This window comes from Arthrobacter sp. SLBN-112, assembly GCF_006715225.1.
Classification (GTDB): domain Bacteria; phylum Actinomycetota; class Actinomycetes; order Actinomycetales; family Micrococcaceae; genus Arthrobacter.
Map to the genome: position 1 here is coordinate 4,291,512 of NZ_VFMU01000001.1, position 26,234 is coordinate 4,317,745.

The 26,234-nt window shown below is 66.1% G+C and carries 26 protein-coding genes and 1 tRNA gene; 15 read left to right on the plus strand and 12 right to left on the minus strand.

Annotation, left to right across the window (positions count from 1 at the left end; all coding sequences use genetic code 11):
• Nucleotides 1–5: 5 nt before the first annotated feature.
• Nucleotides 6–1,391, minus strand: a complete 1,386-nt coding sequence (locus FBY33_RS19770; protein WP_056329585.1) for a cystathionine beta-synthase — start codon at nt 1,389–1,391, stop codon at nt 6–8.
• 216 nt (nt 1,392–1,607) lie between these two features.
• Entirely contained in the window at nt 1,608–2,012 is a 405-nt protein-coding gene (locus FBY33_RS19775) for a VOC family protein (protein ID WP_142033063.1), read from the minus strand.
• A gap of 188 nt (nt 2,013–2,200) precedes the next feature.
• Here FBY33_RS19775 and FBY33_RS19780 point away from each other — a divergent pair, with 188 nt between their 5' ends.
• The 5 genes from FBY33_RS19780 (at nt 2,201) to FBY33_RS20395 (ending at nt 6,149) form a co-directional block, all read left to right on the plus strand.
• The gene (locus FBY33_RS19780) at nt 2,201–3,184 is read left to right on the plus strand and encodes a DNA-3-methyladenine glycosylase family protein (RefSeq protein WP_142032137.1); all 984 of its coding nucleotides are present in this window, start codon (nt 2,201–2,203) and stop codon (nt 3,182–3,184) included.
• Nucleotides 3,185–3,320: 136 nt separating this feature from the next.
• On the plus strand, nt 3,321–3,932 hold the full coding sequence (locus FBY33_RS19785) for a hypothetical protein (protein WP_142032140.1): 612 nt from the start codon (nt 3,321–3,323) through the stop codon (nt 3,930–3,932).
• A gap of 74 nt (nt 3,933–4,006) precedes the next feature.
• Entirely contained in the window at nt 4,007–5,500 is a 1,494-nt protein-coding gene (locus tag FBY33_RS19790) for a C2 family cysteine protease (RefSeq protein WP_142032142.1), read from the plus strand.
• Between the two features lie 119 nt (nt 5,501–5,619).
• Nucleotides 5,620–5,937 carry a hypothetical protein gene (locus FBY33_RS19795; RefSeq protein WP_142032144.1) on the plus strand — a complete coding sequence of 106 codons (318 nt, stop codon included), beginning with the start codon at nt 5,620–5,622 and terminating at the stop codon, nt 5,935–5,937.
• 44 nt (nt 5,938–5,981) lie between these two features.
• Nucleotides 5,982–6,149: a hypothetical protein gene (locus FBY33_RS20395; RefSeq protein ID WP_160141976.1), complete on the plus strand. Its 168-nt coding sequence runs from the start codon at nt 5,982–5,984 to the stop codon at nt 6,147–6,149.
• Here the strand turns inward: FBY33_RS20395 and FBY33_RS19800 are convergent, their stop codons facing one another.
• Nucleotides 6,150–7,826, minus strand: a complete 1,677-nt coding sequence (locus FBY33_RS19800; protein WP_142032146.1) for an AMP-binding protein — start codon at nt 7,824–7,826, stop codon at nt 6,150–6,152.
• A gap of 103 nt (nt 7,827–7,929) precedes the next feature.
• On the opposite strand from FBY33_RS19800, the gene FBY33_RS19805 reads away from it, so the two are divergent.
• Nucleotides 7,930–8,208, plus strand: coding sequence for a putative quinol monooxygenase (locus FBY33_RS19805; RefSeq protein WP_142032149.1), 279 nt, complete (start codon nt 7,930–7,932; stop codon nt 8,206–8,208).
• A 71-nt stretch (nt 8,209–8,279) separates the two neighbouring features.
• Here FBY33_RS19805 and FBY33_RS19810 read toward each other — a convergent pair whose 3' ends face one another.
• Nucleotides 8,280–8,717: a thioredoxin family protein gene (locus FBY33_RS19810; protein WP_142032151.1), complete on the minus strand. Its 438-nt coding sequence runs from the start codon at nt 8,715–8,717 to the stop codon at nt 8,280–8,282.
• A 93-nt stretch (nt 8,718–8,810) separates the two neighbouring features.
• Nucleotides 8,811–9,365 carry an acyl-CoA thioesterase gene (locus tag FBY33_RS19815; protein WP_142032153.1) on the minus strand — a complete coding sequence of 185 codons (555 nt, stop codon included), beginning with the start codon at nt 9,363–9,365 and terminating at the stop codon, nt 8,811–8,813.
• A 455-nt stretch (nt 9,366–9,820) separates the two neighbouring features.
• Here FBY33_RS19815 and FBY33_RS19820 point away from each other — a divergent pair, with 455 nt between their 5' ends.
• Nucleotides 9,821–10,837 (plus strand): LysM peptidoglycan-binding domain-containing protein, encoded by a 1,017-nt coding sequence (locus FBY33_RS19820; protein WP_142032155.1) that lies wholly within the window; start codon nt 9,821–9,823, stop codon nt 10,835–10,837.
• A 90-nt stretch (nt 10,838–10,927) separates the two neighbouring features.
• Here FBY33_RS19820 and FBY33_RS19825 read toward each other — a convergent pair whose 3' ends face one another.
• Nucleotides 10,928–11,353: a CBS domain-containing protein gene (locus tag FBY33_RS19825; RefSeq protein WP_142032157.1), complete on the minus strand. Its 426-nt coding sequence runs from the start codon at nt 11,351–11,353 to the stop codon at nt 10,928–10,930.
• A 391-nt stretch (nt 11,354–11,744) separates the two neighbouring features.
• Here FBY33_RS19825 and FBY33_RS19830 point away from each other — a divergent pair, with 391 nt between their 5' ends.
• Nucleotides 11,745–14,723 (plus strand): ATP-binding protein, encoded by a 2,979-nt coding sequence (locus FBY33_RS19830; RefSeq protein WP_142032159.1) that lies wholly within the window; start codon nt 11,745–11,747, stop codon nt 14,721–14,723.
• 68 nt (nt 14,724–14,791) lie between these two features.
• Here the strand turns inward: FBY33_RS19830 and FBY33_RS19835 are convergent, their stop codons facing one another.
• From FBY33_RS19835 to FBY33_RS19850, 4 genes are all read right to left on the minus strand, one after another.
• Complete coding sequence (locus FBY33_RS19835) at nt 14,792–15,358, minus strand: sulfocyanin-like copper-binding protein (RefSeq protein WP_142032161.1); 567 nt, start codon at nt 15,356–15,358, stop codon at nt 14,792–14,794.
• Complete coding sequence (locus tag FBY33_RS19840; RefSeq protein WP_142032163.1) at nt 15,355–15,606, minus strand: SHOCT domain-containing protein; 252 nt, start codon at nt 15,604–15,606, stop codon at nt 15,355–15,357. Before FBY33_RS19840 ends, FBY33_RS19835 begins: the two co-directional genes overlap by 4 nt.
• Nucleotides 15,607–16,066: 460 nt before the next feature.
• A tRNA-Tyr gene (locus FBY33_RS19845) sits at nt 16,067–16,148 on the minus strand.
• Nucleotides 16,149–16,315: 167 nt separating this feature from the next.
• Nucleotides 16,316–16,570, minus strand: coding sequence for a hypothetical protein (locus FBY33_RS19850; protein WP_142032165.1), 255 nt, complete (start codon nt 16,568–16,570; stop codon nt 16,316–16,318).
• 186 nt (nt 16,571–16,756) lie between these two features.
• Between FBY33_RS19850 and FBY33_RS19855 the strand changes: the two genes are divergently transcribed.
• From FBY33_RS19855 to efeB, 4 genes are all read left to right on the plus strand, one after another.
• Nucleotides 16,757–17,248, plus strand: a complete 492-nt coding sequence (locus FBY33_RS19855; RefSeq protein WP_142032167.1) for a YajQ family cyclic di-GMP-binding protein — start codon at nt 16,757–16,759, stop codon at nt 17,246–17,248.
• A 233-nt stretch (nt 17,249–17,481) separates the two neighbouring features.
• On the plus strand, nt 17,482–18,342 hold the full coding sequence (gene efeU, locus FBY33_RS19860) for an iron uptake transporter permease EfeU (RefSeq protein ID WP_142032169.1): 861 nt from the start codon (nt 17,482–17,484) through the stop codon (nt 18,340–18,342).
• A 38-nt stretch (nt 18,343–18,380) separates the two neighbouring features.
• Nucleotides 18,381–19,577: an iron uptake system protein EfeO gene (gene efeO / locus FBY33_RS19865; protein WP_142032171.1), complete on the plus strand. Its 1,197-nt coding sequence runs from the start codon at nt 18,381–18,383 to the stop codon at nt 19,575–19,577.
• Nucleotides 19,574–20,950, plus strand: a complete 1,377-nt coding sequence (efeB, locus tag FBY33_RS19870; RefSeq protein WP_142032173.1) for an iron uptake transporter deferrochelatase/peroxidase subunit — start codon at nt 19,574–19,576, stop codon at nt 20,948–20,950. The genes efeO and efeB overlap by 4 nt, the downstream gene beginning before the upstream one ends.
• 203 nt (nt 20,951–21,153) lie before the next feature.
• Here the strand turns inward: efeB and htpX are convergent, their stop codons facing one another.
• Complete coding sequence (htpX, locus tag FBY33_RS19875; RefSeq protein ID WP_142032175.1) at nt 21,154–22,020, minus strand: zinc metalloprotease HtpX; 867 nt, start codon at nt 22,018–22,020, stop codon at nt 21,154–21,156.
• 28 nt (nt 22,021–22,048) lie between these two features.
• Complete coding sequence (locus tag FBY33_RS19880) at nt 22,049–23,320, minus strand: MFS transporter (protein ID WP_142032176.1); 1,272 nt, start codon at nt 23,318–23,320, stop codon at nt 22,049–22,051.
• A gap of 80 nt (nt 23,321–23,400) precedes the next feature.
• On the opposite strand from FBY33_RS19880, the gene FBY33_RS19885 reads away from it, so the two are divergent.
• The 3 genes from FBY33_RS19885 to FBY33_RS19895 all read left to right on the plus strand — a co-directional run bounded on the left by FBY33_RS19885 (nt 23,401) and on the right by FBY33_RS19895 (nt 26,155).
• On the plus strand, nt 23,401–23,886 hold the full coding sequence (locus FBY33_RS19885; protein ID WP_142032178.1) for a Fur family transcriptional regulator: 486 nt from the start codon (nt 23,401–23,403) through the stop codon (nt 23,884–23,886).
• A 7-nt stretch (nt 23,887–23,893) separates the two neighbouring features.
• Nucleotides 23,894–25,390 (plus strand): catalase, encoded by a 1,497-nt coding sequence (locus tag FBY33_RS19890; protein ID WP_142032180.1) that lies wholly within the window; start codon nt 23,894–23,896, stop codon nt 25,388–25,390.
• A gap of 129 nt (nt 25,391–25,519) precedes the next feature.
• Nucleotides 25,520–26,155: a DUF2461 domain-containing protein gene (locus FBY33_RS19895; RefSeq protein ID WP_142032182.1), complete on the plus strand. Its 636-nt coding sequence runs from the start codon at nt 25,520–25,522 to the stop codon at nt 26,153–26,155.
• Nucleotides 26,156–26,234 lie beyond the last annotated feature (79 nt).

Consider the following 26,234-nt stretch of genomic DNA (forward strand, 5'->3'; position numbering starts at 1 on the left):
CAGAATCAGTTGCTGAGGTAGGCCAGCAGGTCGTGCCGGGTGAGGATGCCAACGGGCGCACCCACGAAGGTCACCATCAGGGTGTCCGTGTCGGACAGCAGTTCCCTGGCGGCGGAGATGGTTTCCAGCGATCCGATGACGGGCAGCTTGGGCCCCATGTGCTCGGAGATCTTGTCCGTCAGCTTGGCTTCGCCGCGGAACAGCTTGGCCGTCAGCGTTCGCTCGTCCACCGCGCCGAGGACCTCGCCCATGACCACGGGCGGTTCCTGCGACAGCACCGGGATGTGGCTGACGCCGAACTCGTTCATGATGTTGATGACGTCGCGGACCGACTCGTTGGGGTGGATGTGCACCAGGTCGGGCAGTTCGCCGTTCTTGGACTTAATGACCTCCCCCACCGAGGTTTCCTCGCCGCCGGAGAGGAAACCGTAGGAGCGCATCCACTGGTCGTTGAAGATCTTGGCCAGGTAACCGCGTCCGGAGTCGGGGAGGATGACCACGACGACGGCGCTTTCCGGCAGGTCCCGCGCCGCCTGGAGTGCGGCTACTACGGCCATTCCGGAGGAACCGCCCACCAGCAGCCCCTCTTCCCGGGCCAGCCGGCGGGTCATGGCAAAGGAATCGGCGTCGCTGACGGCGATCACTTCGTCCGGGATGGTCTTGTCGTAGTTCGCAGGCCACATGTCCTCGCCGACGCCCTCCACGAAGTAGGGCCGCCCGGTGCCGCCTGAGTAGACCGAGCCCGCGGGGTCCGCGCCGATGATACGGACCACGCCGCCGTCGGACTCCGGCCGGTCCGCCGAGACCTCCTTGAGGTACCGCCCGGTGCCGGTGATGGTGCCGCCCGTGCCGGCGCCGATGACACAGTGCGTGACCAAGCCGTCGGTGTCGCGCCAGATTTCCGGGCCTGTGGTCTTGTAGTGGCTGCCAGGTGCGGCCGGGTTGGAGAACTGGTCAGGCTTGTAGGCGCCCGGGGTCTCCCGGGTGATCCGGTCCGATACACCGTAGTAGCTTTGCGGGCTGTCCGGCGGGACGGACGTGGGCGTGACCACCACTTCCGCACCGTACGCCTGCAGCACGGCACGCTTGTCCTCGCCCACCTTGTCCGGGACCACGAAGATGCACTTGTAGCCCTTCTGCTGCGCCACCAGGGCAAGGCCCACCCCGGTGTTGCCGGAGGTGGGCTCAACGATGGTGCCGCCGGGCTTCAATTTGCCCTCGCGTTCGGCGTCCTCAATCATCTGCGCCGCGATGCGGTCCTTGATGGATCCGCCCGGGTTCAGGTACTCAAGTTTGACCAGGACAGTGGCTTTGATGCCTTCGGTCACGTGGTTGAGTTTGATGAGCGGGGTATTGCCGATGAGGTCCAGGATGGACTGGGCGTACTTCATAGGTACAAAGCTACCGCTTCCTGCGCGGCGCTCCCTGCCCGGGATGCGAGGATAGGCCGGTGAAGCAGTTCGCATGACTCAAAGCCGCCCGGAGCTACCTGCTGCCCGGCGCCGCCCTGGCGGCAGGGCCTGGTGGCCGTGACGCTGACGGTGCCGCTGGCCGTCCTGGCGCTCTGGCTGGTCTCCGGCATGCTGTGAACCGCCCAGCAGCCGAAGTCAGGTGTCCCGGCGTGGTTCCCCTTCGGCGGGCAGATTCTCCCAGAGCCCCATCACGTTGCCCTCGGAATCCTTGAAGTAGGCCGTGTAGCCCATGCCGGGAATCTCGTTTTTGGGCATGACCACCGATCCGCCCAGCTGCTCTACCCGGTCAAGCGTTGCGTTGATGTCCGGAACGTCCACAGTGATGACCGGGTGGGTGATCTGCCCCTCTCTGGCCATCATTCCGCCGTTGATGGCACCGGCCGCCACCGGCTGGCCGTTGTCATCCATATCCGCGGTGATGACCATGCTGTAGTCCATCCCCGGCACCGGTTCTATCCGCCAGTCCAGCGCTTCCTGGTAAAACTTCCTGGCCCGCTCCCGGTCATCCGCCGGGATCTCGAAATGCACTACTCCGCCCATCGTGGCCCTCCTGCCGCGTCCGATGCGGCCCAATTGGTTCCGCACCACAGAGTGGATTCTAGGGTTTGCGCGCCCGCCGAATTAGGGCCGTTCTGCCTTTGCTTCCGGCCGCATTCCTGCCCTGGGTTTACTGCCAGGTCCGCCCGGATGTCCCGCTGCTGTCAGTGGTCCGTGGGACGATGGAAGACATGACGATTGCAGAGGCACCTCCCCGGCTGGCAGCCGCGGCGGACGTGTCCCTGCGGTGGTATCCGGAGGGCCCCTACAGTCTTTCCCACACCCTTGGGCCGCTCCTGCGCGGCAACAGCGATCCTTCCTTCTGCGTCCAGGGTGACGTCATCTGGAATGCGTTTACGACGCCGGCCGGCCCGGCAACCATGCGGCTCGCCCCGGCGGGCGGCGAATCAGGCGGGCCCCTGGTGGACATCCAGGCGTGGGGCCCCGGCGCCGCTTCGGCGGTGAAGGCAGCGCCCCGGCTCCTGGGGGCCGACGACGACTGGTGCGGTTTCGATGAACCGTCCTTCCATGCCACGCTGCCCCGGATGGTCCGGGAGGCCCGGCGGCGGAGCCTGGCGGTCCGGCTGCCTTCGAGCGGCCGCATGGTGGACCAGCTGGTCCCGATCATCCTGGAGCAGAAGGTGACGGTCATTGAGGCGCGGCGCGCCTACCGCTACCTGGTGCACCGCTTCGGCACCCTGGCGCCGCCGGCCGGAACGTCCACCCCGGCAGGGCTGGTGGTGGCCCCCACGGCAGCCCAGTGGCTGCAGGTTCCCAGCTGGGAGTGGCATAAGGCGGGCGTGGGACCACAGCGCTCGGCCACCGTCATGCGCGCGCTGCGTTCCGCCGTCGCGCTGGAACGGCTTGCGGCAGTGCCGGCGGCGGAAGCCGCCCGGAAGATGCAGGCCATTCCAGGCATCGGGGTCTGGACCGCCGCAGAAGTGGTGCAGCGAACCCACGGCTGCCCGGACTCGATTTCGGTGGGCGACTACCACCTCGCCGCCTACGTGGGGGCGGCGCTGACCGGACGCAGGACGGACGACGCCGGGATGCTCCGGTTGCTCGAACCCTGGCGGGGGCACCGGCAGCGCGTGGTCCGGATGATCCAGGCCACGGGCTTCCGGAAACCCACCTTCGGCCCGCGGATGACCATCCAGGACCATCGGGGGCACTGAACTCCCGGGATCCCCCTGGAAACGCTTGATCTCCGTGCCAGAGGGTACGGAGCCGGTATAGGGCGCTCCGCGGGGTGCCACACCCGTCCGGTTGGACGGCACCAGCCTGGCAGGCAACGTCGACCGAAAGGATCCCATGAGCTCCGAAACAGGCAGCACCGACCCAAACTCCGAGGCTGTGCCCGGAATGTCCCAGGATCCCGCCGTCCTGGATCCGGACGCCCAGGATCCGGACGCAGAGGAGAAGCTTAGGCTGCAGCTGGCCATCTTCGACGTGTCGCGCGACGCCGGAGGCAGGGGCTTGCAGGAGATCCGGGAAATGCTGCTGTCAGCCTTTGCCGCCCGGGGCGTTGCGGCACCGCCTGCAACTTGGGTGGAGTCCGTGGCGTCCTCGGCGTTTTACGGTGAGCCCTACATCATCGACTACCCCACGGCCATAGCAGCCGACGATCTGGAACCGGCCCCGAACCCGGAGGTCCGCGAGCGGCTCGCCGCCCGGCGGGAACTGCGCGAGGTGCAGCTCCCACCCGGAATCTTTCCCTCCCAAGAGGAGTGGAATATCCCTGCCAACGAGGTCACCAGCGCGGACCGGGGACGCGGCGGGCGAGCTGCCCTCCAAGCCCTGAAGGCACCTGAAGGCCTCTCCCGGCAGCTCTTGGCAGCGGTAGGGCTGGCAGGAGTCGTCCTGGCTGCCCTTGCGATTATCCAGTTATCACGCCGCACCTCCAGGGTCTCCCTGGAGGGCTAGGGGCAGTTCTCCCCATCCCGCCTTTGTCCGCCGCCGCATAAGCTGTTGGAGGCTGGGACTGATTTGGGGGAACAATGGCAGGCATTTATGGGGCGGACGTCGCCCAACTTCGCGCCCTGGGAAAGGCCCTGACGGCCTCCTCGGCGCGCCTGGCGTCCACCGGGACGGCGCTTTCGAGGGACGTGCGCGACCCGGGCCGGTGGAAAGGGGCCGACGCCGAGGCGTTCCGGAACGACTGGGCCGGTACCCACAGCCTCCTGCTGGGCAAAGTCGTCGAGGCGCTTGCGGAAGCCGGGAAAGCGGCCGGGCGGCACGCGGATGAGCAGGAACTCGCCAGCGGCGCCGGTGGCACGGCAAGCCGGACCAGCGCTGCTGGAGGCCCCGCCAGCAAGGACGGCGGGGATTCGACAGCCGAGTATCTGACCGGCGGGGAGCATTCTGTGGCTCGCCACCCCGACCGGGGCGAAGCGAACCTGGCCGCGCCGGAATTGGACAGGCTCCGGGGCCTGGTCAGGGACGCTGCGTCGAGCAGCAACTTCTTTGTGGGCAACGATACGGACGTCAACGAACTCCGTGATGCCCTGGCCGGGCTCAAGCCGGCCCAGCTGAACCAGCTGCTGGAGTCGTTGACCGACGATGAGATCCGCAGCCTGGGCAGCGGCGCCGCAACCGACGGCAAGGGCCTGTTCAACGGCGAGGGAACTACTCCCTTCGAACGGCAGCAACTGCTCGACCAGCTCTTGTCCAAGGCGTCAAGGGAGCAAGTGTGCCGGCTGAAAGACCTCATCCCGTGGGCACAGCCGGATGGAACAGCAATGGGAGACGCTGCCAGGCCCGGCGGCCCAGACCCCAGCGGCCCCGACCAGTGGGTGGAGCCCAAGTGGCCAGTAATCGGGCAACGCCCGAGCACTGACGACATCAAGCAGGGCCAGTACGGGGACTGCGTGGTTCTGGCAGCCGCCGGGGCCATGATCAATGCGGATCCCGGCTGGGCCCGCGAGCACATGACAGACAACGGCAACGGAACCGTTTCTGTCCTGTTGTTTGACAAGAACGGGCAAGAGCAGTGGGTGACCGTCACCTCCGACCTGCCGGCGAACAGCAAGGGCACACAGATGGGCGCCAAGGCGGGTTTCGGCGGCAACTGGCCGGCCTACGTGGAGAAAGCACTGGCACAGGTATACACCGAAGACGACAACAATGATGGCACTAAGGAAGGCACGCCCCCGGATCAGGCGTACCCGCCGGGTAACTACCGCGCCATCGAAGGCAACTGGGGACCGGATGCATTCCAGTACCTGGCGGGACCAAACATAGCGCGCACATCTGCTGCCGATGATGTGTGGGAGGCGGTCAGACAGGGGCGCCCCGCTTTGGTGACCACCCTCGCCGACCTGCCCCAAGGTGCCCCAGAGGGTTATCACACCAGCCACGCCTACTTCGTTACCGGTTTGGATGCGGAACGAAATATTCTCCTGCGGAACCCCTGGGGTTCGCAGTACCCGGTCCTGACCGTGACGCCACAGGACTTCAAAGACAAGTACCAAGACGCATCGGTGGTGCGCTGATGGGACTTCTGCATCGGTTTCACCGTCTGGGAGCTGTCGCCCTCCTGACCGTGGGCACAGGAGCGTGCTCCCCCAGTCCATCCACAGATCCCACGCCCGTTTCCACTGAGGAGCCCACAATGACTGACAGCTGCACTGGATCAGGCGCCTACCGTATCGTCCCTTCAATTCCCGGGTCATGGCCGCTGCTTCCCGATTCCAGCAAGGGCGACAAGTTCACGCCGATTGTGGGGCTGGCTGGCACGAAGGCCTCTGCCTCCCCTGCAACGGCCGACCTCTCACTGGCTGCCGACGCCCCGGATCCCACTCCGGTCTACTTCCATGACCTCAGGCTGGGCTCCGAAGCAGCGATGAACGGCTACACGATCAGGATCACCTCGATCTGCGACGGCGAAGTCCGCTTCGACCTGGTGCAGCAGCCCGATGGACAATCCTGAGGCCGGTCGGCTCATGGCGCGAACTTCGGAGGCGTAGTGACCCGGTGACCGCGGACTTGTCGGTTGCCCTCTTTTCCGGTGGCAGCCCCGCGTCAAAAGAGTTCCGCGGGCTCGCTATCGGCCAGCAGGCATCCTTCCACGGCTACACCATCAAAATCACCTCAATCTGCGACGGCGAAGTCCTGTTCGACCTGGTGGCGCAGCCCGGATAGTCAGAGCCCCAGCCGGGCCACTGCTTCCTCGCGCATCTGGACCTTGCGGATCTTGCCCGAGACCGTCATGGGGAAACTCTCCCGGACCTCCACGTAGCGCGGGATCTTGTAGTGGGCCAGCCGCCCCCGGCAGTACTCGGCGAGCGTTCCGGCGTCCAGCGGCCCGGCCCCCGGCTTGAGGATGATGCAGGCCATCAGCTCCTCGCCGTACCTGGGATCCGGTACCCCGATCACCTGCACATCCTGGATGTCCGGGTGCGTGTACAGGAACTCCTCGATTTCCCGCGGGTAGATGTTCTCGCCGCCCCGGATCACCATGTCCTTGATCCGGCCCTCCACCACCACGTATCCGTCGTCGTCCATCCGGGCAAGGTCGCCGGTGTGCATCCACCCGTCGGCGTCGATCGCTTCGGCCGTCTTGTCCGGCTGGTTCCAGTACCCTGCCATCACGGCATAGCCGCGGGTGCAGAGCTCGCCGATCTGCCCGCGTTCCAGTTCATCCCCGGTGGCAGGGTCCACGATCCGGCTCTCCAGTTGCGGCATGGTCCTGCCCACGGTCTCGGTGCGCTGCTGGAGGGTGTCGCCCTTGCGGGTCATGGTGGAGACGGGCGAGGTCTCGGTCATGCCGTAGCAGATGGCCACATCCACCATGTGCATCTCCGAAATCACCCGGTTCATCACCTCGATGGGGCACAGCGAACCAGCCATCACCCCGGTACGGAGCGTGGACAGGTCATAGGAGCCGAAGTCCGGCAGCGCCAGCTCGGCAATGAACATGGTGGGAACCCCATAGAGGGAGGTCCCGGCGAAGTCCTGCACTGCCTCCAGTGCGGCCGCAGGCGAGAAGCCACGCCCCGGGATGATGGTGGCGGCGCCGTGACTGAGGGCATTAAGGTTGCCGATCACCATGCCGAAGCAGTGGTAGAACGGCACGGGGATGACCACACGGTCGCGTTCGGTGTACCCCAGCAGCTCCCCGATGGCGTAGCCGTTGTTCAGGATGTTGTGGTGCGTGAGCGTGGCACCTTTGGGAAATCCCGTGGTGCCGGAGGTGTACTGCAGGTTGATGGGATCGTGCGGGTGGAGGTCGGCCATGCGGGCCTTCAGGGCAGCGTGGCCGACGTCGTCCGCGCGCCTGAGCAGCTCGGCGTACGTGAGTTCGGCGTCGCTTTGGGGGCTGCCGGCTGCCAGCCCGTCCAGGCCGTGGTCCGGGAGGAAGACGAGTTCCCGCAGGTCCGGGCCGGTCAGCAGGGCCTGCCGTGCCATGGCCACGTAGTCGCTGTTGGTGTCCGACGGCGCCGCGAACAGCATGCGCATGCCGTTCTGCTTGACCACGAATTCGAGTTCGTGGCTTCGGTAGGCCGGGTTGACGTTGACCAGGATGGCGCCGGCCTTGGCGGTTGCGTACTGCAGCAGGGTCCATTCGGCGCAGTTGGGGCTCCAGATGCCCACCCGCTCCCCCTTGGCGATGCCCAGGGCCAGGAGCGCACGCGCCAGCCTGTCGACGTCGTCGTTCATCTTGGTGTAGCTCCAGCGGCGGGCATCGGCGCCCGGCACCGGCGCGGCCTCAATCAGGGCGTCATGGAGGGGGAACTGCGCGGCCACGCGCTCAAAGTTCGCACCAATGGTTTCCTCCAGGAGCGGGACGTCAGTGTCCCCGGCTGTATAAGCACGCATGATGGCACGCTACCAACAGGATCCCGGCAGGAGAAGGAGGACAGGCGGGGGAAACGGCCGCAACAGAACGGGGCGGCTCCGCAGCCCCGGTATTGTGAAATCCATGAGTGCACCCATTGATCTGATAGCAACGTTCATCCCCAACGAAGGCGAGTTCGTCCGCGTCAAGCTGGCCCTGGAAATCGCGATCGATGAGGTGGTGAACGAGCAAGGCTGCATCCGTTACGAGCTGACCGAAGCCACGGAGGAAAAACTGGTCCTGACCGAACAGTGGGCGTCCGAGGAGGACCTGGACAAGCACTCCAAGGGCACCGCCGTACAGGACCTGAACGAGTCGCTCAGCGCGCTGCTGGCCGAACCGGTCAAGGTGGAGCGCGTCTGACGCAGCCTTAAACGCAAGGAATGCGGGACCTCCTGGGGGGAGGTCCCGCATTCCTGTTTTAATACCGGGTCTTAGAAATCGGGGATCTGCGTGCCGTCCTGCGTGGTGTCCCGGGGGCCGGAAGGCTGGCTGGCCGCGGCGGACGCTTCCTCACGCTGGCGGGCCACATGGGCGTGAACCTCGTCCATGTCCAGTGCCTTCACCGCGTCCACCACCTGTTCCAGCTGCTGTGCGTTCAGCGCGCCGGGCTGGGAGAACACCAGCACCTTTTCGCGGAAAGCCATCAGCGTGGGGATGGAGGTGATGCCTGCCTCCGCCGCAAGCTGCTGCTCGGCTTCGGTGTCCACCTTGGTGAAGAGGACGTCGGGGTGCTTCTCGGAGACTGCTGAGTATGTGGGGCCGAACTGCTTGCAGGGGCCGCACCATTCTGCCCAGAAATCGACCAGGACAATATCGTTGCCTTCGATCGTGGATGCGAACTGTTCACCTGTGATGTCGAGGGTAGCCATGTGTCTACGCTACGCGCCGCGGCCACGGCTGTCGCCCGTGTTCGCTCCCCGCGTCATCGGGAATAGAGGGAGGTACGACGCCGGCACGCGGGTTCAGCGGCTGGCGTTCCACAGGTGCGGGGCCGGGGTGCGGCTGCCGGGCAGGGCACTGGAGGCGCGCCACTCGTGGATCCATTCGGGGAGCACCAGGTCCGCCGGCGGGGTCCCGAACTCCGCCATGATCTCCTCCTGGCTGACCGGTCCGGCCTTGGTGACCAGCCGGGTGGCGATGTAGGCACGCGCGTAAATCTCGCCGTCGGCCACCATGCGCTGCTCAAAGAAGATCGCCTTGGTGTCCAGCCCAATGATCCGGGTTTCGATGGTGTATTCCTGCCACAGCTGGAGGGATTTGCGGAAGGAGATGGTTTCCGCCGACACCACCGGGGTCCAGCCGCGGCGGCGCATCCGCTTCCAGACGCCGCTGCGGACCATGAGGTCGAACCGGCCCAGGTCCATCAGGGACAGGTACATGCCGTTGTTGACGTGCATGGCAATGTCGATGTCCGTCGGCAGGACGCGCAGCGGCAGGGATGACGGGTCCCATACGGTCAGCGGCGGACGCCGTGCGGAACGGACGAGCATGAGCAGTGTTCTCAGGAGCAGGTGCATGCCCTTATGTTACCCGCCGGTAACATATTTCCCGCCTACTGTGCCCTGCCGTCACTCCGGCCACTATCTGGTGGTGGGCCTGCCCGTTCCAGGCCCGGCTGGTAGCTGGCAGCAGGCAAGTATTGGACCTCCGGCGGCCGAGTAGCTTCGCCGCCACAGACAGGTACCGGCCCCGGAAACTCGGGTATTTCCTACTGGTGCCCCGGCCTTGGTGAGGTTCCTAGACTCGGGATTCCTAGGACCAACACGCACTGGCAGGTTCCCCGGGTGGCTTCCGGAAGTTCCTGCCTTCACGCGGAGTTCCGCATTTTCTGGGTATGCGGATGCCTCCAACCTGCGCCGCCCGCGGCTCCGGCAACTGCGGGAGCCGGCGGTGCAATGACTTCTCCATCCGTCCGGCACGCCGGCGTGCAGCAGCACAGCCGGGCTGGACCGAACCCAGATGGGCCAATTCCATGAGCCAGCCTTTCCACCCTTCCCCCGACGGCATCAGCAGAAGCTTCGCCACCGACGAACCGCGAACCGACCTCAACACCGGCCGCCCCATCATCAGCAACAGGCTGTGGGCGGGAATGGCCGCGGCGGCCGTTGTGGCTGCGGTGGGCGTGGGCGCACTGGCCGCACCCACTACTTTCAGTGGAGGCACGACGGCGGCTGCGCAGGTGGCAGAGGCAGCCTCACCGGCGTCGCCAAGCGCCGCAGCCGAAGCAGCCACGGACGCCGGGTCATCCGGCGATCCGGGTGCGGTAGCGGCGGTAGCGGCGCAGGCTGCTGCGCCGGCCGCCGAGGCAGCGCCGGCCCCGGCCCCCGCCGAACCCGCCCCGGCCGCACCAGCACCGGAACCAGCGCCCGCCCCCGAACCCGGCGGCGACCCCAACCTCTACACGGTGGCGCCCGGTGACACGGTGGGTGCGATTGCGGCCAGCCATGGCGTGGACATGATCGCCATGCTCGCTGCCAACGGGCTCAGCGCCTACAGCACCATCTACCCTGGCCAGACGCTCCTGCTGACCGGCCCGCCCGTAGAGGTGGCCGCACCTGCGCCGGCTCCGGCTGCGGCACCTGCCCCTGCCGCCGCTGCACCCGCTCCCGCCGGAGCACCGGCACCGGCACCGGCTCCGGTTTTCGTGCCCGCAGCACCTGCAGTCCGGACCATTTATGTTGCAGGCTCCGGCGGCCAGTCCATGGTGGATGCATGCATCGGACCCATCCACTACACACCCAACGACGGCTACTCACTCTTCATCACGGAGCACGATTTCTGCGGCGGGTGGGCCAGGTTCTCCGGAATCGGCGTGGGTGAAACGGTCAGCATCCCGGGCTATGGAACCTTTACGGTGACGGGGCGCGGGACCGTCCCCAATCCCGGAACCACCAATGACGTGATTTCAGTCTTCGGCGGTTTCCCCCGGGCGATCCTGCAGACCTGCATCCCGGGCACCAGCCAGATGCTCCTGATCGCACTGAACTGAAGGCAGTGAACTGATATTTCCAAAGCTTGTCCGCGGGTCCGGACCCTCAAGGGGTAGACCCGCGGACAAGGCCATGCGGCGCTGCCGCCGCTACATCCCGTGGCGCTCCGAGATGTGTTCCACCAGTTCGCCCACGCGTTGTTCGGAGTAGTTGCGCGCGATGTCGCCCTGGCTGATGATGCCAACGAGCTTGTGGTCGGAGATCACCGGGAGCCGGCGGATCTGGTGCTTTTCCATCATGTCGATGGCTGCATCCACATTGGCGTCGGCGTCCACGCAATACGGCTTGCCGGAGGCGAGGTCGCGGGCCATCATCTGGCCCGGGTCACGGCCGGCGGCGACGCACTTGAGCACAATGTCGCGGTCGGTGATCATGCCCTTCAACTTGCCGTCATCGCCACAGATCGGCAGCGATCCGCAATCCAGATCCATCATCATCCGCGCCGCGTCCACAAGGGACTCGTTCTCCCTGATACACCGCGCATCAGTAGTCATGAATTCACGTACAGCACTCACTGAACCCTCCTTTATCGATGGAAATATCGACGCGGGCGTCGGGGCTCGTACGCCGATGCTGCCAGACTACGCCCGGCCCAAGCCCATGTCGACGACGGCGGTTTCTCCCCATGATCCGGGCTGTGACACGACTCTCCGTCGTGACGCAGGGTCTTCAACTCCGGTCAAAAAATTGCCCCGGCGGGCAAGCCGACAGCACTCAGTCCAAGTGGCGGTTGACAACTGGGAATCAAAGTTGTACGCCTTAATCGTCCATGCGCGGGGCAGAACGTTGTGAACATGGCGAGGAGGCCTGTGATGGAGGCTCCGGCGTCGTGAGCGGTATATCAGTAGACGATCGTTACGCTTCCGAGGGGACGCATCACGCGCTTAAGGAGGCACGAAGCAGCCGATGGCTAGCTCGACCTTAGGGCCCGATGAGCATCCTACGATCCGCACCCCCGACCAGCGGGTGCGCGTCTTCATCAGTTCGACACTGGAGGAGCTGGCACCCGAGCGGAAGGCGGCACGGGAAGCGATCGCTGACTTGCATCTGACGCCCGTGTTCTTTGAAGCGGGGGCGCGTCCTTACCCGCCGCGCGAGCTGTACCGGGCCTACCTGGCGCAAAGCGATGTCTTCGTTGGACTCTACTGGCAGCGCTATGGCTGGGTGGCACCCTCCATGGAGATCTCCGGCCTCGAAGATGAGTACCGGCTCTCGGGCGGAAAGCACCGCCTGATCTACATCAAGAGCCCCGCCCCGGATCGTGATCCCGGCCTGGACGCGCTGCTCGATCGCATCCGTGCCGAGGATGTCGCGTCTTACAAGGAGTTCAACACCCCCGGCGAACTGCGTGAGTTGCTGGCCAACGACCTGGCGGTGCTGCTGACCGAACGGTTCACCCAGGCCCAAGGGACGCCACACCCCAAGACGTCTCCGCCGGTACCGGTCCCCCGCGGACCGCTTGTCGACCGCGAGCAGGAGCGCTCGAGGATCAAGGAGTTGCTGCTCCGCGAGGACGTGGGTCTGCTGACGGTCACGGGGCCGGGCGGCGTCGGCAAGACCCGGGTAGCAGAACACGTCGCGGGCGATGTCGGCGCGGAGTTCAGCGACGGAGTCGCGTTCGTGCCATTGAGCGGGCTTAGAGATGCCCATCTGGTCATGCCGACGATAGCCCAGGCCTTCCACCTGTCCCCGGAACCGGGCCAATCTGCGGTCGAAAGCCTCGTGCAATACCTACAGCACCTGCGCCTGCTGCTGGTGATCGACAACTTCGAGCATGTGCTGGCCGCCGCCAGGGAAGTCGCCCAAGTCCTGGCGGTGTCACCCGGTCTGACCATTCTCGCGACGAGCCGCGAACCGCTGCGCGTGCGTGGCGAGCACGTGGAGCCCATGCTTCCGCTCGCGCTGCCCGACCCGACCCATTTACCCGATCTCCGCTGGCTTGGCCAGGTCCCTGCGGTGGCGCTGTTTGTGGAGCGTGCCCGCGAGGCCAGGCCCGCTTTCGCGCTCACGGCTCAGAACGCCGATGCGGTGGACGAAATCTGTCACCGGCTGGACGGTCTCCCACTGGCCCTTGAGCTGACGGCGGCTGTGCTGTCAGTACTCACCCCGGATGCGCTGCTGACGCGCCTGGAGCAACACCTTCCGCTGCCTGCCCGAGGGGCGCGGGACCTGCCCGAGCGCCACCAGACCATGCGCAACACGATCGCTTGGAGCTACGACCTGCTGGGCTCGGCCGAGCAGAGGTTCTTCCGGCGGCTGGCTGTCTTTGCCGGCGGTTTCACCTTGGATGCAGCACAGATTGTCTGTGCCGACGCCGACATGGGCCCTGCCGGGCCGGCCGACGATACCGCCGTGCTGGAGCGGCTGGCCCTCCTACTGGACAAGAGCCTCGTGCAGGTGCAGCCGGAGGCGAGTGCAGAACCACGTTTCACCATGCTGGAAACCATTCGTGAATACGCCGAGGAGCAACTGGCTGCCAGCGGGGAGGAAGCCGATCTGCGGCGGCGACACTTGGCGTACTTCCTCGCGAAGGCGGACGCGGTTCCTTTGACGCACCCACCGGACCAGTGGAAGGGGATGCACATCGAACAGGAGCGCCACAACCTTCGACAGGCCCTCGACTGGGCCCTCGAGGACGAAGACCCGGACAGCGCGCTGGGGTTGTGCGGCTGTCTCGGATGGTACTGGTTCCTAGGGAACCAGGACGAGGGGCGCCGGCGGCTGCGCCAAGTTCTGGATGTCGCTCCGACCTCCCGTATCCGGCATCGGGCCCGGGCGCTGATCGCGTACGGCCTGGTCTTGGCATGGCATCAGGGCGATGAGTCGGCGCGGGCGGCCAGGGAGGCACTGTCGATCTTTGAGGAGATCCGGGACTCCCCTGGAGCCGCGGCAGCGAAGCTGCTCATCGTGCTCGACCCGAACGAGCAGGATGAGCGGTCACAGGAGCGGTTGCTCGTCGAGGCAGAGTCCGCTTTCCGTGCTGTGGACGACCGAGTGGGCGAAGCCACCGTCTGGCAGTTGCGGACGGAACTGGGGCTCCACATCGGCAACCTGGAGCTGGCCTCCAGCGCAGGCACCATGGCCCTCAATCGGTTCCGCGAGCTCGGAGACATTTGGGGAGTGGCGGGCATGCTCGGAGACTTAGCGGAGACGGCGCGGCGCCGCGGCGACTATCGCGCGGCCCTCGAAATGTGCGAGGAATCGCTGGCCCTCGCCAGGACGCACGGCATCCGGTACGTCGAGCAGGAGGAGCTGCTGCGATTGGGGGACCTCTTCACGCTCCTCGGCGAGTTCGACCGGGCCGCGAAGCTCCATGGGGAGAGCCTGGATCTGGCGAACCGGATCGGCGATCGGGTGGGCGCCGCACACGTCTACGAGGGGATGGGCCTCCTCGCACGGCGACGGGGCGATCCTGCGCTGGCGGCGCGATACCACCGACAGGCCTTAACGGTCTACCGCGAGCTGGGGCATCGCACCGGCATCCGTGTACGGGCCCTCCCCGGCCCTGTCCAGGCGCTGTCGCTGTCGAACCTGGGCTACTGCTACGAGATGCTCGGCGACCTGGCCGAAGCCGAACGCTGTCATCGCGAGGCGCTGGCGCTGGCCCGGGAACACGGGGAGGCCCTGAGTGTTGTGCTGTGTATCGACGGCTTGGCTTCGGTCGCCGCCGCAAGCGGCCAGGCGGAGCGGGCAGCACGGCTGCTCGGCTCAGCAGCCGCCATCAGGTCTCGAAGCGGTACGCCGCTCGTTCAACCCGAACGCGCCGACGTCGAAAGGGTCACCGCGGCGGCACGTCGCTCTCTTGGCGGCAGAGCCTTCGACCGCGCCTACCGACAGGGGCAAACTCTCGATCTGGAGAGCACGATGAAAGAGGCCGAGCTTTGAGTGCTGAAGCTGCTCCGGTCGCGTAAGGACTGGCCGGGGCTGGCTTTGAGCAGGTATTGCTAAGTGGTCTAGCTGACCGTGAGCTGCGTGTACATCCCTGCGGCATAGTGCCCGGGAAGGTTGCAGACGAGTTCATAGCGGCCTGGGGGAAGGGTTACCGTCACCCACCCGGCAGAGCCGGGGAGGATTCCCAGGCCTTCACCTTCGGTGCAGGTGGCGGCGGCTTCACCAAGGCTGCCCGCTTCATCGATCTTCCCGTCACCGCCGGTGACGCGTGTGCCGGCGAGCTGTGTGCCCGTTATCGGAAGGATGACCATTTCATGGGCCAGACGTCCGGCGTTGGTGACCAGGAAAGAAACCTCACCGTGCTCAACGGTGGCCCGGTCTGCGGTAAGGCGCATACCTCCCATCCTCCGGGAGCCACTCATCATCGGGCCACCCATGTCGGTAGCGGTGACATCGATAAGGCTGCCCGGCAGGGCCGGGGTCGTGCATCGGGCGGCAACCGGAAACCCGAAGCCCCGAAGAGTCATGCCGCCGCCCACGAGTGCCACGACGACCAAAGAGACGCCCGTAAGGGCGATGGTCGCGATGATTCCGAGGAGGATCTGGGCCCTGCGGGAAAGCTTGTTCACGGTCGGTGCCGTAGTGCGGTGCGGCGCGCGTTGAACTCCGTTTCGTCAATCTCGCCCCGGGCAAAGCGCTCATTGAGGATACGCTCGGAATCATCGTGCGGCGGCCCGGAGAAACCTCTTCCCCCCGGGTGACTGCCGCGCAGCAGGAAGACCACCAAGGTGATTAAGCCTCCCCAGAACAGCAACATCATCAACCCCATTGCGATCCAGCCGGCGATCCCCCAGCTTCCATCCCATCCGTACATCATGACCAAATTCCCTTCAGCCCGGATTCCCTGTCTGCGTCCAGTATCCTTTGTGTCCGGTCTCTCCCACAGGGCATTTGGTCACATGCAGATCGCTCTCTTTTCAGCTTGCTGGCCACCTCAAGACTGTCGACGGCGGTCTCTTTCGGTACCGCACGGTCCTTTCCGGCGCCGCACCCCCGTGGTGCTGACACCGAGAAAAAGGCCGCGTGGGCTTTCCTGGGCAGAGATTACTGCTCAGCCAAGACCGCACCCGAAGCCCCTCCCGACCCGGACCCACGCCCTGAGCTCTACAGCACCGGCCTCAACGCCGACGAAGGCCTCTGGACCCGCAAAGGTTGGACACGACGCACACGACGGGCCCGAGATTTACACACGTCTTGTCCTATACCCCCATTGCGGGCCCTGCCTGGAGACACGAAAAAGCCTCCGGAACCTGGTGGTTCCGGAGGCTTTCCTTGGGTGGCAGATGAGGGATTCGAACCCCCGTAGGCGTTGCCAGCTGATTTACAGTCAGCCCCCTTTGGCCGCTCGGGTAATCTGCCGAACTTCAAAAGAAGTACCCGCTGATGCAGTGTTCGAAAGGGTCCGTTTCCGGTCCGTTCCGCTTCAGTAACCGCGGGCAAGACAACTTTACAGAACTTCCGCCGAAGAATCGAATCGGGCCACGGGCTGCCGCAAAAGACGCGGAACGGCGCGGAAAAACGGCGGTTTACGCCTCGCCCAGGATGCGTCCGGCCAGCTTGGCCTCGAAGCTCAGGGCCTGCTCCTCGGTGATCTGGTTAAGTTGCACCGCCCGCTGCAGGTCAGCCCGCACTCCGTCCATGCGGGAGGAAGCGTCCGCCACCGGGCTGAAGACGATGGAAGCAGCCACTGCTGCTGCCGCCACCGAGGTTGCCGCCGTGGCCACCGCCCCGGCGGCTGCCGTGGTGGTCCGGGTAACGTAACGGGCGGCTTTGCGGTGCATGGTGTTCCCTTCAGACTGCGGTACAACTGGTCCAACTCTCGCCGGTGCTCCTTCGTTCCGCCGATGCGTCCGCTGAGAGGGAACTGTGAATGCGCGGCCCCCACCGGCCGGGGCATCCGTATTAGGCTGGATGGCAGTGATCCACGCCCTGTCCCCGCACAGGGCTCCCATCAACAAAGGAGAGTCATGGCAGGCGAGTCAACGTTCGACGTCGTAAGCAAAGTGGACAAGCAGGAAGTGGCCAACGCCCTCAACCAGGCCCAGAAGGAACTCGCCCAGCGCTACGACTTCAAGGGCGTCGGCGCCGAGGTGGACTTCAGCGGCGAGAAGATCCTCATGAAGGCCAACTCCGAGGAGCGCGTCCTGGCGGTCCTGGACGTGCTGCAGTCCAAGCTGATCCGCCGCGGCATCTCGCTGAAGTCCCTGGACGCCGGCGAGCCCTACGCCTCGGGCAAGGAGTTCCGCCTGGAGGCATCGATTAAGGAAGGCATCGCCCAGGACCTGGCGAAGAAGATCAACAAGCTCATCCGCGACGAGGGCCCCAAGTCCGTGAAGTCCCAAATCCAGGGTGATGAACTGCGGGTTTCCTCCAAGTCCCGTGATGACCTTCAGGCTGTGATGGCGCTGCTGAAGGACTTCGACGAGGCCGACCTGCAGTTCGTGAACTTCCGCAGCTAGCCTTCCACCGCCGCTATTGCCGGCGGAAAATGCGAACCCGCCTCAGGGCCGGCGCACCCGACACCGGGCGCGCCGGCCTTTTGCGTCTCACAGCTTCTGCACGTCCACCATCGGGAGCCTGCTGAAGTAACCTCGACACAATTACCGCACGTTTAGTTTGCGTAATAGCCCGCGCCGGGTAACCTCTTCCTTAGGTCCGCCTAAGTAAGGACCGCCTGAGCGAAAGAACATCCATGACTGCCAACCTCCTGATCGGCCTGCGCGAAGGACTCGAAGCCACCCTGGTGGTAGTCCTCCTCATGGCCTACCTGGCCAAGACGGACCGCCGCCACCTCCTCCCCCGGCTGTGGGCAGGCGTTGCGGCGGCCGTGGTGGTCTCCGTTGGTTTTGGTGCCCTCCTGACCTTCGGCCCCAAGGGGCTTACGTTTGAGGCGCAGGAGGCGATCGGCGGCGGTCTGTCCATCGTCGCTGTCGGCCTGGTGACGTGGATGGTCTTCTGGATGGCACGCACCGCCCGGACGCTGGGAAGCGACCTGAAATCACGTGTTGACCGGTCAGCGGGCGGAGCGGGCTGGGGCCTGGCCGTGGTGGCCGCCATTGCCGTGGGACGTGAAGGACTGGAAACAGCGCTCTTCCTCTGGGCCGCGGCCAAGGCCACCGGCGAATCCACCCAGCCGCTGATCGGCGCCCTGCTGGGCCTGGCAGTTGCCGCCGGCCTGGGCTACCTGCTGCACCGGGGCGTCCTCAAGGTCAACCTCTCCCGCTTCTTCACCTGGACGGGCGCGGCCCTGATCGTCATCGCCGGCGGCGTCCTGTCCTACGGCATCCACGACCTCCAGGAGGCCCGTCTCCTTCCGGGGCTGCACTCCCTGGCGTTCGATATCAGCGGCGCGGTCCCGCCGTCGTCCTGGTGCGGCACCCTGCTCAAGGGCACCCTGAATTTCTCCCCGGCCACCACCTGGCTGGAAGCTGCCGCGTGGCTCCTGTACGTGGCGCCCGTGCTGTTCCTCTACCTGCGCACCAACCGCAAAGCCCCAGCCGGCCCCGCCGCTCCCGGCGCCAAAGCTGCCGTCAAGGCCGCAGCGGCCGTCTGACCCCCTCATCCCCGCCCCCGCACTCAAAGGACTTCCCCATGCCCGGCTTTTCCCTGCCCCAAAAACCCCGCCACGCTTGGCGAAACAGGCCCGCAGGCCTCGCTGCCGCAGTCGTGGCCGTCCCGCTGCTCCTAACCGGCTGCACGGACAACACCAAGGCGGCAGATACCTCGGGCGGCGCCATCGAGGTTGTCAGCTCCAACACCGAGTGCAAGGTGTCCACCGGCCGCGTGCCCAGCGGCAACCTCAACTTCTCGGTAAAGAATGAAGGCACCGAAGTCACGGAGTTCTACCTCCTGGCGTCTGACGGCCTGCGCATCCTGGGCGAGGTGGAGAACATCGGCCCGGGCCTGACCCGCAACCTGGTGGTCACCGCCCCGGCCGGCACCTACACCACGGCGTGCAAGCCCGGCATGGAGGGCGACGGCATCAGGGGCGCCCTGGAGGTCACCCAGTCCGGAAACCAGCCCACGGCAGATGCGGACTTCCAGCACCTCCTGGACACTGCCACGGCCCAGTACTCGTCCTATGTGAAGGACCAAAGCGAGCAGCTGCTCAGCGGCACGGAACAGTTTGCCGCGGCTTTCGCAGCAGGCAACACTGCGCAGGCCCGTGACCTGTATGCCGCGACGCGCCAGCACTGGGAACGGATTGAACCCGTGGCAGAGTCCTTCGGGGACCTCGACCCCCAGCTCGACGCCCGCGAGGCCGACCTTGAACCGGGCCAGGAGTGGACCGGCTGGCACCGCGCCGAAAAGGACCTCTTCCCGCCGGCGGAGTACACCGCAATGACTGCGGCCGAACGGTCCGCCATCGCCGACCGCATGGTGGCCGACACCAAGGACCTGGTGGAACGCACCAAGACCCTGGAGTTCACCGCGGACGCGCTGGGCAACGGCGCCAAGGAACTGCTGGACGAGGTGGCCACCGGAAAGGTGACCGGGGAAGAGGAAATCTGGTCGCACACCGACCTCTGGGACTTCCAGGCGAACGTGGACGGCGCCCGCATCGCCTTTGAGAACCTCAAGCCCGCCCTCCAGCAGAAGGACGCTGCCCTGGCCGCCTCCCTGGACGAGAAGTTCGCCGCCCTGCAGGCCGAACTTGCCACCCACGCCGAGGGCTCCGGTTTCGCCTCCTACGACAAGCTGGCCCCCGAACAGGTCCAGCGGCTCGCGTCACTGGTGGACGCGCTCGGGGAACCGCTGTCCCGGCTGACGGCGGCCGTGGTCCTGTGACCGGGTGCCCGTTTGGCGGCCGGCCGCCGGAGGCCTCCGGGCCGGACGGATCCGCCGTTTCCGCTGACCCGCCGCTTGACGGCAGGGACAGGGAACAGCCGACGGCGGTAAGCCGCCTGAGCAGGCGCGGCCTGTTTGGCATCGCCGGGCTGGGCGGTGCAGCCGCCGGTCTGGCCGCCGGCTTCCTCGGCCACGACGCCGTAGCCGCCTCCGCCGCGCCGCCGGCTGCAGACAGCCTGGTGGTCCCCTTCCACGGCGACCACCAGGCGGGCATCACCACCGCCGCTCAGGACCGGCTGCACATGGCCGCGTTCGACGTCACCACCACCAAGCGGGATGAACTGATCCAGCTGCTCAAGGACTGGACCGAGGCTGCGGAGGCCCTGACGCAGGGCCGTCCGGCCGGGGCAACAGGTGCCGTGGACGGACCGTACGGCGCCCCGCCCGAGGACACGGGCGAAGCGCTGGACCTGAATGCCGGAAAGCTGACCCTGACCTTCGGATTCGGGGCGGGCCTGTTCGAAAAGGACGGTGGGGCCCGTTTCGGCCTGGACGGCCGCCGGCCCGAGGCCCTGATCGACCTGCCGCATTTTCCCGGCGATGACCTGGACCCCCGGCGCAGCGGCGGTGACCTGGTGGTCCAGGCGTGCTCGGATGATCCGCAGGTGGCGGTGCACGCCATCCGGAACCTGGCCAGAATCGGATTCGGGAAGGTCCGGGTCCGCTGGTCCCAGCTGGGATTCGGCCGGACATCATCCACGTCCCGCGCCCAGCAGACACCACGGAACCTTTTCGGGTTCAAGGACGGCACCAACAACCTCAAGGTCGAGGATGAGCAGCTACTGGACCAGCACGTGTGGGCCCGGGCCACGCGGCCCCAGGACGCCTGGATGGCCGGCGGCAGCTACCTGGTGGCCCGCCGAATCCGGATGCACATCGAAATCTGGGACCGCACCTCACTGGGCGAGCAGGAGGCCCTGGTCGGCAGGACCAAGGGCACGGGAGCCCCGCTGTCCGGCGGCGAGGAGTTCACAAACCCCGACTTCGACCGGCAGGGCAAGGGCGGCAAACCCCTCATTCCGCTGGACTCGCATGTCCGGATGGCCCACCCCAGCCACAACAACGGTGCGCAGATGCTGCGCCGGGGCTACAACTACACGGACGGTTCCGACGGCGTTGGCCATCTCGACGCCGGGCTGTTCTTCATCGCTTTCGTCACCGATCCGCGGACGCATTACGTCCCCATGCAGCTGGCCATGGCGAAAGGCGACACACTGGCCGTCGAGTACCTCAAGCACACCGGTTCCGGGCTCTTCGCTGTCCCCGGCGGGATGAAGCCGGGCGGCTACATCGGCGAAAGACTCTTCGCGTAGCGGGACCGCCCACGCCGGCCCCGCCCCGCCGTCGTTCCCGACGCGCCAAAGGCTAACCGCTGCGCAGGTTCCTTGGCGCACCCGAAATACCAGGGGCGCCGAGGAATCTGCGCAGCGAAAATGAAGGTGCGCGTCCCCGGCGAAGGCGCGCGTCGCTGCTGAAGGCAGGGCGTCGGCATACAGGTCCGACGGCGGGCAACCGGCTAGGGCTGCCGGCCCGCCATCCGCTCCAGGCGGGCGATCCGGTCCCGCATGGGCGGGTGGGTGGCGAACAGCTTGTTCATGGCACCGCCGCGGAACGGGTTGGCGATCATCAGGTGTGAGGCGTTGACCAGCCGCTGGTCGTGCGGGAGCGGGACAATGCTGACGCCGCGCTCGATCTTGGCCAGGGCTGAGGCGAGCGCCAGCGGATCGCCGGTGAGCTGCGAACCGTCCTCGTCGGCGTCGTACTCCCTGGTGCGGGAGATGGCCAGCTGGATCAGCGACGCCGCAAAGGGCGCCAGCAGGGCCATGGCGATCATGGCCAGGGGGTTGGCGTTACGCCGGTCACCGCCGCCGAAGAACAGCAGCATCTGCCCCACCGAGGTAATGACGCCGGCGACGGCGGCTGCCACGGATGAAGTGAGGATGTCCCGGTTGTAGACGTGCATGAGCTCGTGCCCCAGGACGCCGCGGAGTTCGCGCGGATCCAAAAGCTGCAGGATGCCCTCGGTACAGCAGACCGCTGCATTTTGCGGATTGCGGCCGGTGGCGAACGCGTTGGGGTTCATGGTGGGCGAAACATAGATGCGCGGCATGGGCTGGTTGGCGCGCATCGAAAGCTCCCGGACAATCTGGTAGAGCTGCGGCGCCTGGGCTTCGGACACCGGGACGGCCTGCATGGACCGGATGGCAATCTTGTCGCTGTTCCAGTAGCCGTAGAACGTGGTGCCGACGCCGATCAGGGCCATGATCCAGATGGGCGCCGAGCTGCGCGTCCCCACTCCGATGAGCCCGCCAAGGCCCAGCAGCACCGCCCACAGCACCCCGAACAGTGCCGCTGTTTTCAGGCCGTTGTGATGTTTGTGCACGTTTCCTCCTCAGTAAGGGAACGGCTTGCTAGGGAACCGGGTTCCGCGCATCGTACTTCCGGAAACCCCGCTGCAGTTTCGCCGCCAGCCACGCCCCAGCGATGCACAGCGCACCGCCGAGGAGCAGGACCCAGCCCTCATTCAGAATCTTAGTCGCGCCGCCCGCCAGCAGGTCCCCGATTCGAGGACCGCCTGCCACCACCACGATGAACACGCCCTGCAGCCGGCCGCGCAGGTGGTCCGGGGCCGCCGCCTGCAGGATGGTGTTGCGGAAGACGCTGCTGATGGAGTCGGCGATGCCGGCCAGGCCGCAGCAGATGGCGGCGGGCAGGAGCCACAGGGTCACTGCGCCGCCCGGCGCGGGGCCGGCCAGCAGCACCACCAGGCCGAACGCCCCGATGGAGGCACCCCAGCCCATCACGGAAATGATGACGGCGGTGCCCTGGCGGCGGACGCTGCCCAGCGGCCCGGAGAAGAGGCCGGCAAGGAAAGCGCCGACGGCGGTGCAGGCCAGCAGGATGCCGACGGTTGCCTCGCCGCCGCCGACCATGAGGGCCGCGACGGCGGGCAGCAACGCCCGCGGCTGGGCCAGGATCATGGCCACGAGGTCGATGATGAAGGTCATGCGGAGGTTGGGCCGCGTGCCAAGGAATCGAAACCCCTCGAGGACGGAACGGATCCCGGCTTTGCTGTTGCCCCCGGATGGTGCCATGGGTGGAAGCCGGTACACAGCCCACAGGACGAAGGCAAAGCTCACGAAGTCGATGGTGTAGGTCCAGCCGAACCCCAGCCAGGCAACCAGGAGCCCGGCCAGCAGCGGTCCGGCTGTCATGGCAAGGCCGAATGACAGCATGCTCAGCGCGTTGGCCGCCGGCAGCAGTTCCTTGCGGATGAGCATGGGAATGATGGCGCTGCGGGCCGGCTGGTTGATGGCCTGGGCCCCGCTTTGCAGCGCCACCAGCAGGTACAGCACCCACACGTTTCCGAGCTGCACCCAGGCCTGCAGCGCGATCAGGCCGGTGGTCAGCCACAGCACGGTGGTGGCCAGCAGGGCAATGCGCCTGCGGTCGTGGGCGTCGGCGATGGAGCCGCCCATCAGTCCACCGAAAACCAGGGGAACCAGCGCAAAGATGCCCAGCAGGCCCACATAGAAGCTGTCCTGCGTCAGGCGGTAGACCTCGAGGCTTACGGCCACCAGGGTGAGTTGGCTGCCGACGGCCGACACTGCCGATCCCAGCCACAGCCGGCGGAATGCGGGGCTTTCCCTGAGCGGCGTGACATCGGCAAGTAATTTCCCCACTCCGTAACAGTAATGGGCGACACGATGAGGTTAACCGCGCCTTATTGTGAGTTGCTCAAAATAAGTGTTTCAATGGAGCCATGACGGAGCACTTTGACGGCCAGGACGCATGGGCTGCAGCCCTGCGCGCCCACGGACGCAGGGTGACCAAGCAGCGGCTGGCTGTACTGGCCGCCGTCGAACGCCACCCGCATTCCCCTGCCGAAAGCATCCTTGCCGCCGCCCGGGCCGAATTGCCCGAGCTGACGGCCCAGTCCGTCTACGTTGTCCTCGGCGACCTGACGGACCTGCACATGCTGCGCCGCTTCGAGCCGCCGCACTCCCCCGCTTTGTATGAAACGCGTGTGGGCGATAACCACCACCACGCCATCTGCATCAGCTGCGGCCGCGTTGAGGACGTGGACTGCGCCGTCGGCCACGCCCCCTGCCTCACACCCCACTGGAACCCGGACGCCAAGCCCATGACCATCCAGATCGCGGACGTCATGTACCAGGGCATCTGCCAGGAGTGCCAGCAGGCCCAGCAACTTCCTTCCCATAGTCCCTCGCAAGAAAAAGAGAAATAGGAGAACAATGACTGCCGTTTCCACAACCCAGTCAGGTGCGCCGGTTACGTCCGACGCTCACTCGAAGTCAGTTGGTGCCGATGGTGCCATCATCCTGACCGACCACTACCTCATTGAGAAGCTCGCCCAGTTCAACCGCGAGCGGGTTCCGGAGCGCGTAGTGCACGCCAAGGGCGGCGGTGCATTCGGCACGTTCAAGACCACCGAGGACATCTCCAAGTACACCAAGGCCGCGTTCCTGCAGCCGGGCGTCGAAACCGAAATGCTGATCCGCTTCTCCTCGGTCGCCGGCGAGAACGGCTCCCCGGACACCTGGCGCGATCCCCGTGGCTTCGCCGTGAAGTTCTACACCACTGAGGGCAACTACGACCTCGTGGGCAACAACACCCCCGTCTTCTTCATCCGCGACGGCATCAAGTTCCCGGACTTCATCCACTCGCAGAAGCGCCTGCCGGGCACGCACCTGCGCGACGCCGACATGCAGTGGGACTTCTGGACCCTGTCCCCCGAGTCCGCCCACCAGGTCACCTGGCTCATGGGTGACCGCGGCCTACCCGCCTCCTGGCGCGAGATGCAGGGCTACGGCTCGCACACCTACCAGTGGATCAACGAAGCCGGTGAGCGCTTCTGGGTCAAGTACCACTTCAAGTCCAACCAGGGCGTGAACTCCATGAGCTCGGACCAGGCTGAACAGCTTGCCGGCTCCGACGCGGACTTCTACATCCGCGACCTGTCCGAGAACATCGCGGCCGGCAACTTCCCGTCTTGGGACCTGCACGTCCAGGTAATGCCGTACGAGGACGCCAAGACCTACCGCTTCAACCCGTTCGACCTGACCAAGGTGTGGCCGCACGCGGACTACCCCCTGATCAAGGTGGGCACCATGGAGCTGAACAAGAACCCGGAGAACTACTTCGCGCAGATCGAACAGGCCACCTTCGCGCCGTCGAACTTCGTGCCCGGCATCGCAGCCTCGCCGGACAAGATGCTGCAGGCGCGCATCTTCTCCTACGCGGACGCACACCGCTACCGCGTGGGCACCAACCACGCGCAGATCCCGGTGAACCAGCCCAAGAACCAGGTCAACAACTACAGCCAGGACGGCCAGGGGCGCTTCCTGTTCAACGCCCCCTCGGTTCCTGTCTACGCCCCGAACTCGGTGGGCGGCCCGGCTGCCGTTGAGCCGCAGAACCCGGCCGGCGGCTGGGAGAACGACGGCGAGCTGACCCTCGCCGCGCACTCCCTCCACGCCGAGGACAGCGACTTCGTGCAGGCCGGCGCACTGTACCGCGAGGTCTACGACGAGGCAGCCAAGGCCCGCTTCCTGGAGACCATCACCGGTGCCGTGGGCGGCGTCAAGAGCCCCGGCATCAAGGAACGCGCCATCCAGTACTGGACCAACGTTGACGCCGAACTCGGCGCCAAGCTGCGCGCCAACCTCGGCGCCGTCGCTGCTCCATCCGCACCGACCTCCGACGCAGAGGCCGCCAACAAGATCGGCTGACCCTGCCAGTTGAACTGGACCACCCCGTCACGGTTTCCGTGGCGGGGTGGTCTTTTCGGTCCCGGAACTTTTTGCACATACGGCCCAGGACCCCTGTCCCGCTCCCCGCGCCCGTCCTAGGCTCCGTTCATGGACACATTTTCAGGCATTCCCCCGGAGGCCTTCCGGTTCTATAAGGAACTGGAGGACAACAACAACCGCGAGTGGTGGCTTGCGCACAAGGACACCTATGACACAGCCGTGAGGGAACCTATCACCGGGCTCCTCGCGCAGCTTGAGCCCGAATTTGGCCCTGCCAGGCTGTTCCGCCCCTACCGTGACGTCCGGTTCTCGCAGGACAAGTCACCCTACAAAACGGCACAAGGCGCGTTCGCCACCCGGCAGGAAGGCGTGGGCTACTACCTGCAGGTCGGTGCGGACGGGCTGTTAGTAGGAGGCGGTTACCGTTCCCATACCCCGGCCCAACTGGCCAGGTTCCGGGCCGCGGCCGATGCCTCCGGAAGCGGCGCCGCACTGCAGGAGATCGTGGACGCTATTGCGGCGGCCGGGTTCAGTATTGATGGGGAGAAACTCAAGACCGTTCCCCGCGGTTTCGACAGGGACCATCCACGGGCGGAGCTTCTCAAGTACAAGACCCTGTACAGCGGGTCCCACCTGGGCCGGGCGGAGTGGATTTCCACGGAAGCAGCCGCGGAGGAAATCGCAGGCAGGTGGCGGCAGCTCCGTCCGCTCATTGAATGGGTGGGCCGGTTTGCGGCACCCTGAATCACCGGAAAGCAGAGCCGCTGAAACCAAGAACCTCCGGAAACACAGGTTGCTCTTAACGCGGCTGCCCGCCCGGCAG

Excerpts from the sequence above, each read along its gene's own strand:
- FBY33_RS19770 (WP_056329585.1), bottom strand. The coding sequence starts at position 1,391 with ATGAAGTACGCCCAGTCCATCCTGGACCTCATCGGCAATACCCCGCTC.
- FBY33_RS19775 (WP_142033063.1), bottom strand. The coding sequence starts at position 2,012 with ATGGGCGGAGTAGTGCATTTCGAGATCCCGGCGGATGACCGGGAGCGG.
- FBY33_RS19780 (WP_142032137.1), top strand. The coding sequence starts at position 2,201 with ATGACGATTGCAGAGGCACCTCCCCGGCTGGCAGCCGCGGCGGACGTG.
- FBY33_RS19785 (WP_142032140.1), top strand. The coding sequence starts at position 3,321 with ATGAGCTCCGAAACAGGCAGCACCGACCCAAACTCCGAGGCTGTGCCC.
- FBY33_RS19790 (WP_142032142.1), top strand. The coding sequence starts at position 4,007 with ATGGCAGGCATTTATGGGGCGGACGTCGCCCAACTTCGCGCCCTGGGA.
- FBY33_RS19795 (WP_142032144.1), top strand. The coding sequence starts at position 5,620 with ATGACTGACAGCTGCACTGGATCAGGCGCCTACCGTATCGTCCCTTCA.
- FBY33_RS19800 (WP_142032146.1), bottom strand. The coding sequence starts at position 7,826 with ATGCGTGCTTATACAGCCGGGGACACTGACGTCCCGCTCCTGGAGGAA.
- FBY33_RS19805 (WP_142032149.1), top strand. The coding sequence starts at position 7,930 with ATGAGTGCACCCATTGATCTGATAGCAACGTTCATCCCCAACGAAGGC.
- FBY33_RS19810 (WP_142032151.1), bottom strand. The coding sequence starts at position 8,717 with ATGGCTACCCTCGACATCACAGGTGAACAGTTCGCATCCACGATCGAA.
- FBY33_RS19815 (WP_142032153.1), bottom strand. The coding sequence starts at position 9,365 with ATGCACCTGCTCCTGAGAACACTGCTCATGCTCGTCCGTTCCGCACGG.
- FBY33_RS19820 (WP_142032155.1), top strand. The coding sequence starts at position 9,821 with ATGAGCCAGCCTTTCCACCCTTCCCCCGACGGCATCAGCAGAAGCTTC.
- FBY33_RS19830 (WP_142032159.1), top strand. The coding sequence starts at position 11,745 with ATGGCTAGCTCGACCTTAGGGCCCGATGAGCATCCTACGATCCGCACC.
- FBY33_RS19840 (WP_142032163.1), bottom strand. The coding sequence starts at position 15,606 with ATGATGTACGGATGGGATGGAAGCTGGGGGATCGCCGGCTGGATCGCA.
- FBY33_RS19850 (WP_142032165.1), bottom strand. The coding sequence starts at position 16,570 with ATGCACCGCAAAGCCGCCCGTTACGTTACCCGGACCACCACGGCAGCC.
- FBY33_RS19855 (WP_142032167.1), top strand. The coding sequence starts at position 16,757 with ATGGCAGGCGAGTCAACGTTCGACGTCGTAAGCAAAGTGGACAAGCAG.
- efeU (WP_142032169.1), top strand. The coding sequence starts at position 17,482 with ATGACTGCCAACCTCCTGATCGGCCTGCGCGAAGGACTCGAAGCCACC.
- efeO (WP_142032171.1), top strand. The coding sequence starts at position 18,381 with ATGCCCGGCTTTTCCCTGCCCCAAAAACCCCGCCACGCTTGGCGAAAC.
- FBY33_RS19885 (WP_142032178.1), top strand. The coding sequence starts at position 23,401 with ATGACGGAGCACTTTGACGGCCAGGACGCATGGGCTGCAGCCCTGCGC.
- FBY33_RS19890 (WP_142032180.1), top strand. The coding sequence starts at position 23,894 with ATGACTGCCGTTTCCACAACCCAGTCAGGTGCGCCGGTTACGTCCGAC.
- FBY33_RS19895 (WP_142032182.1), top strand. The coding sequence starts at position 25,520 with ATGGACACATTTTCAGGCATTCCCCCGGAGGCCTTCCGGTTCTATAAG.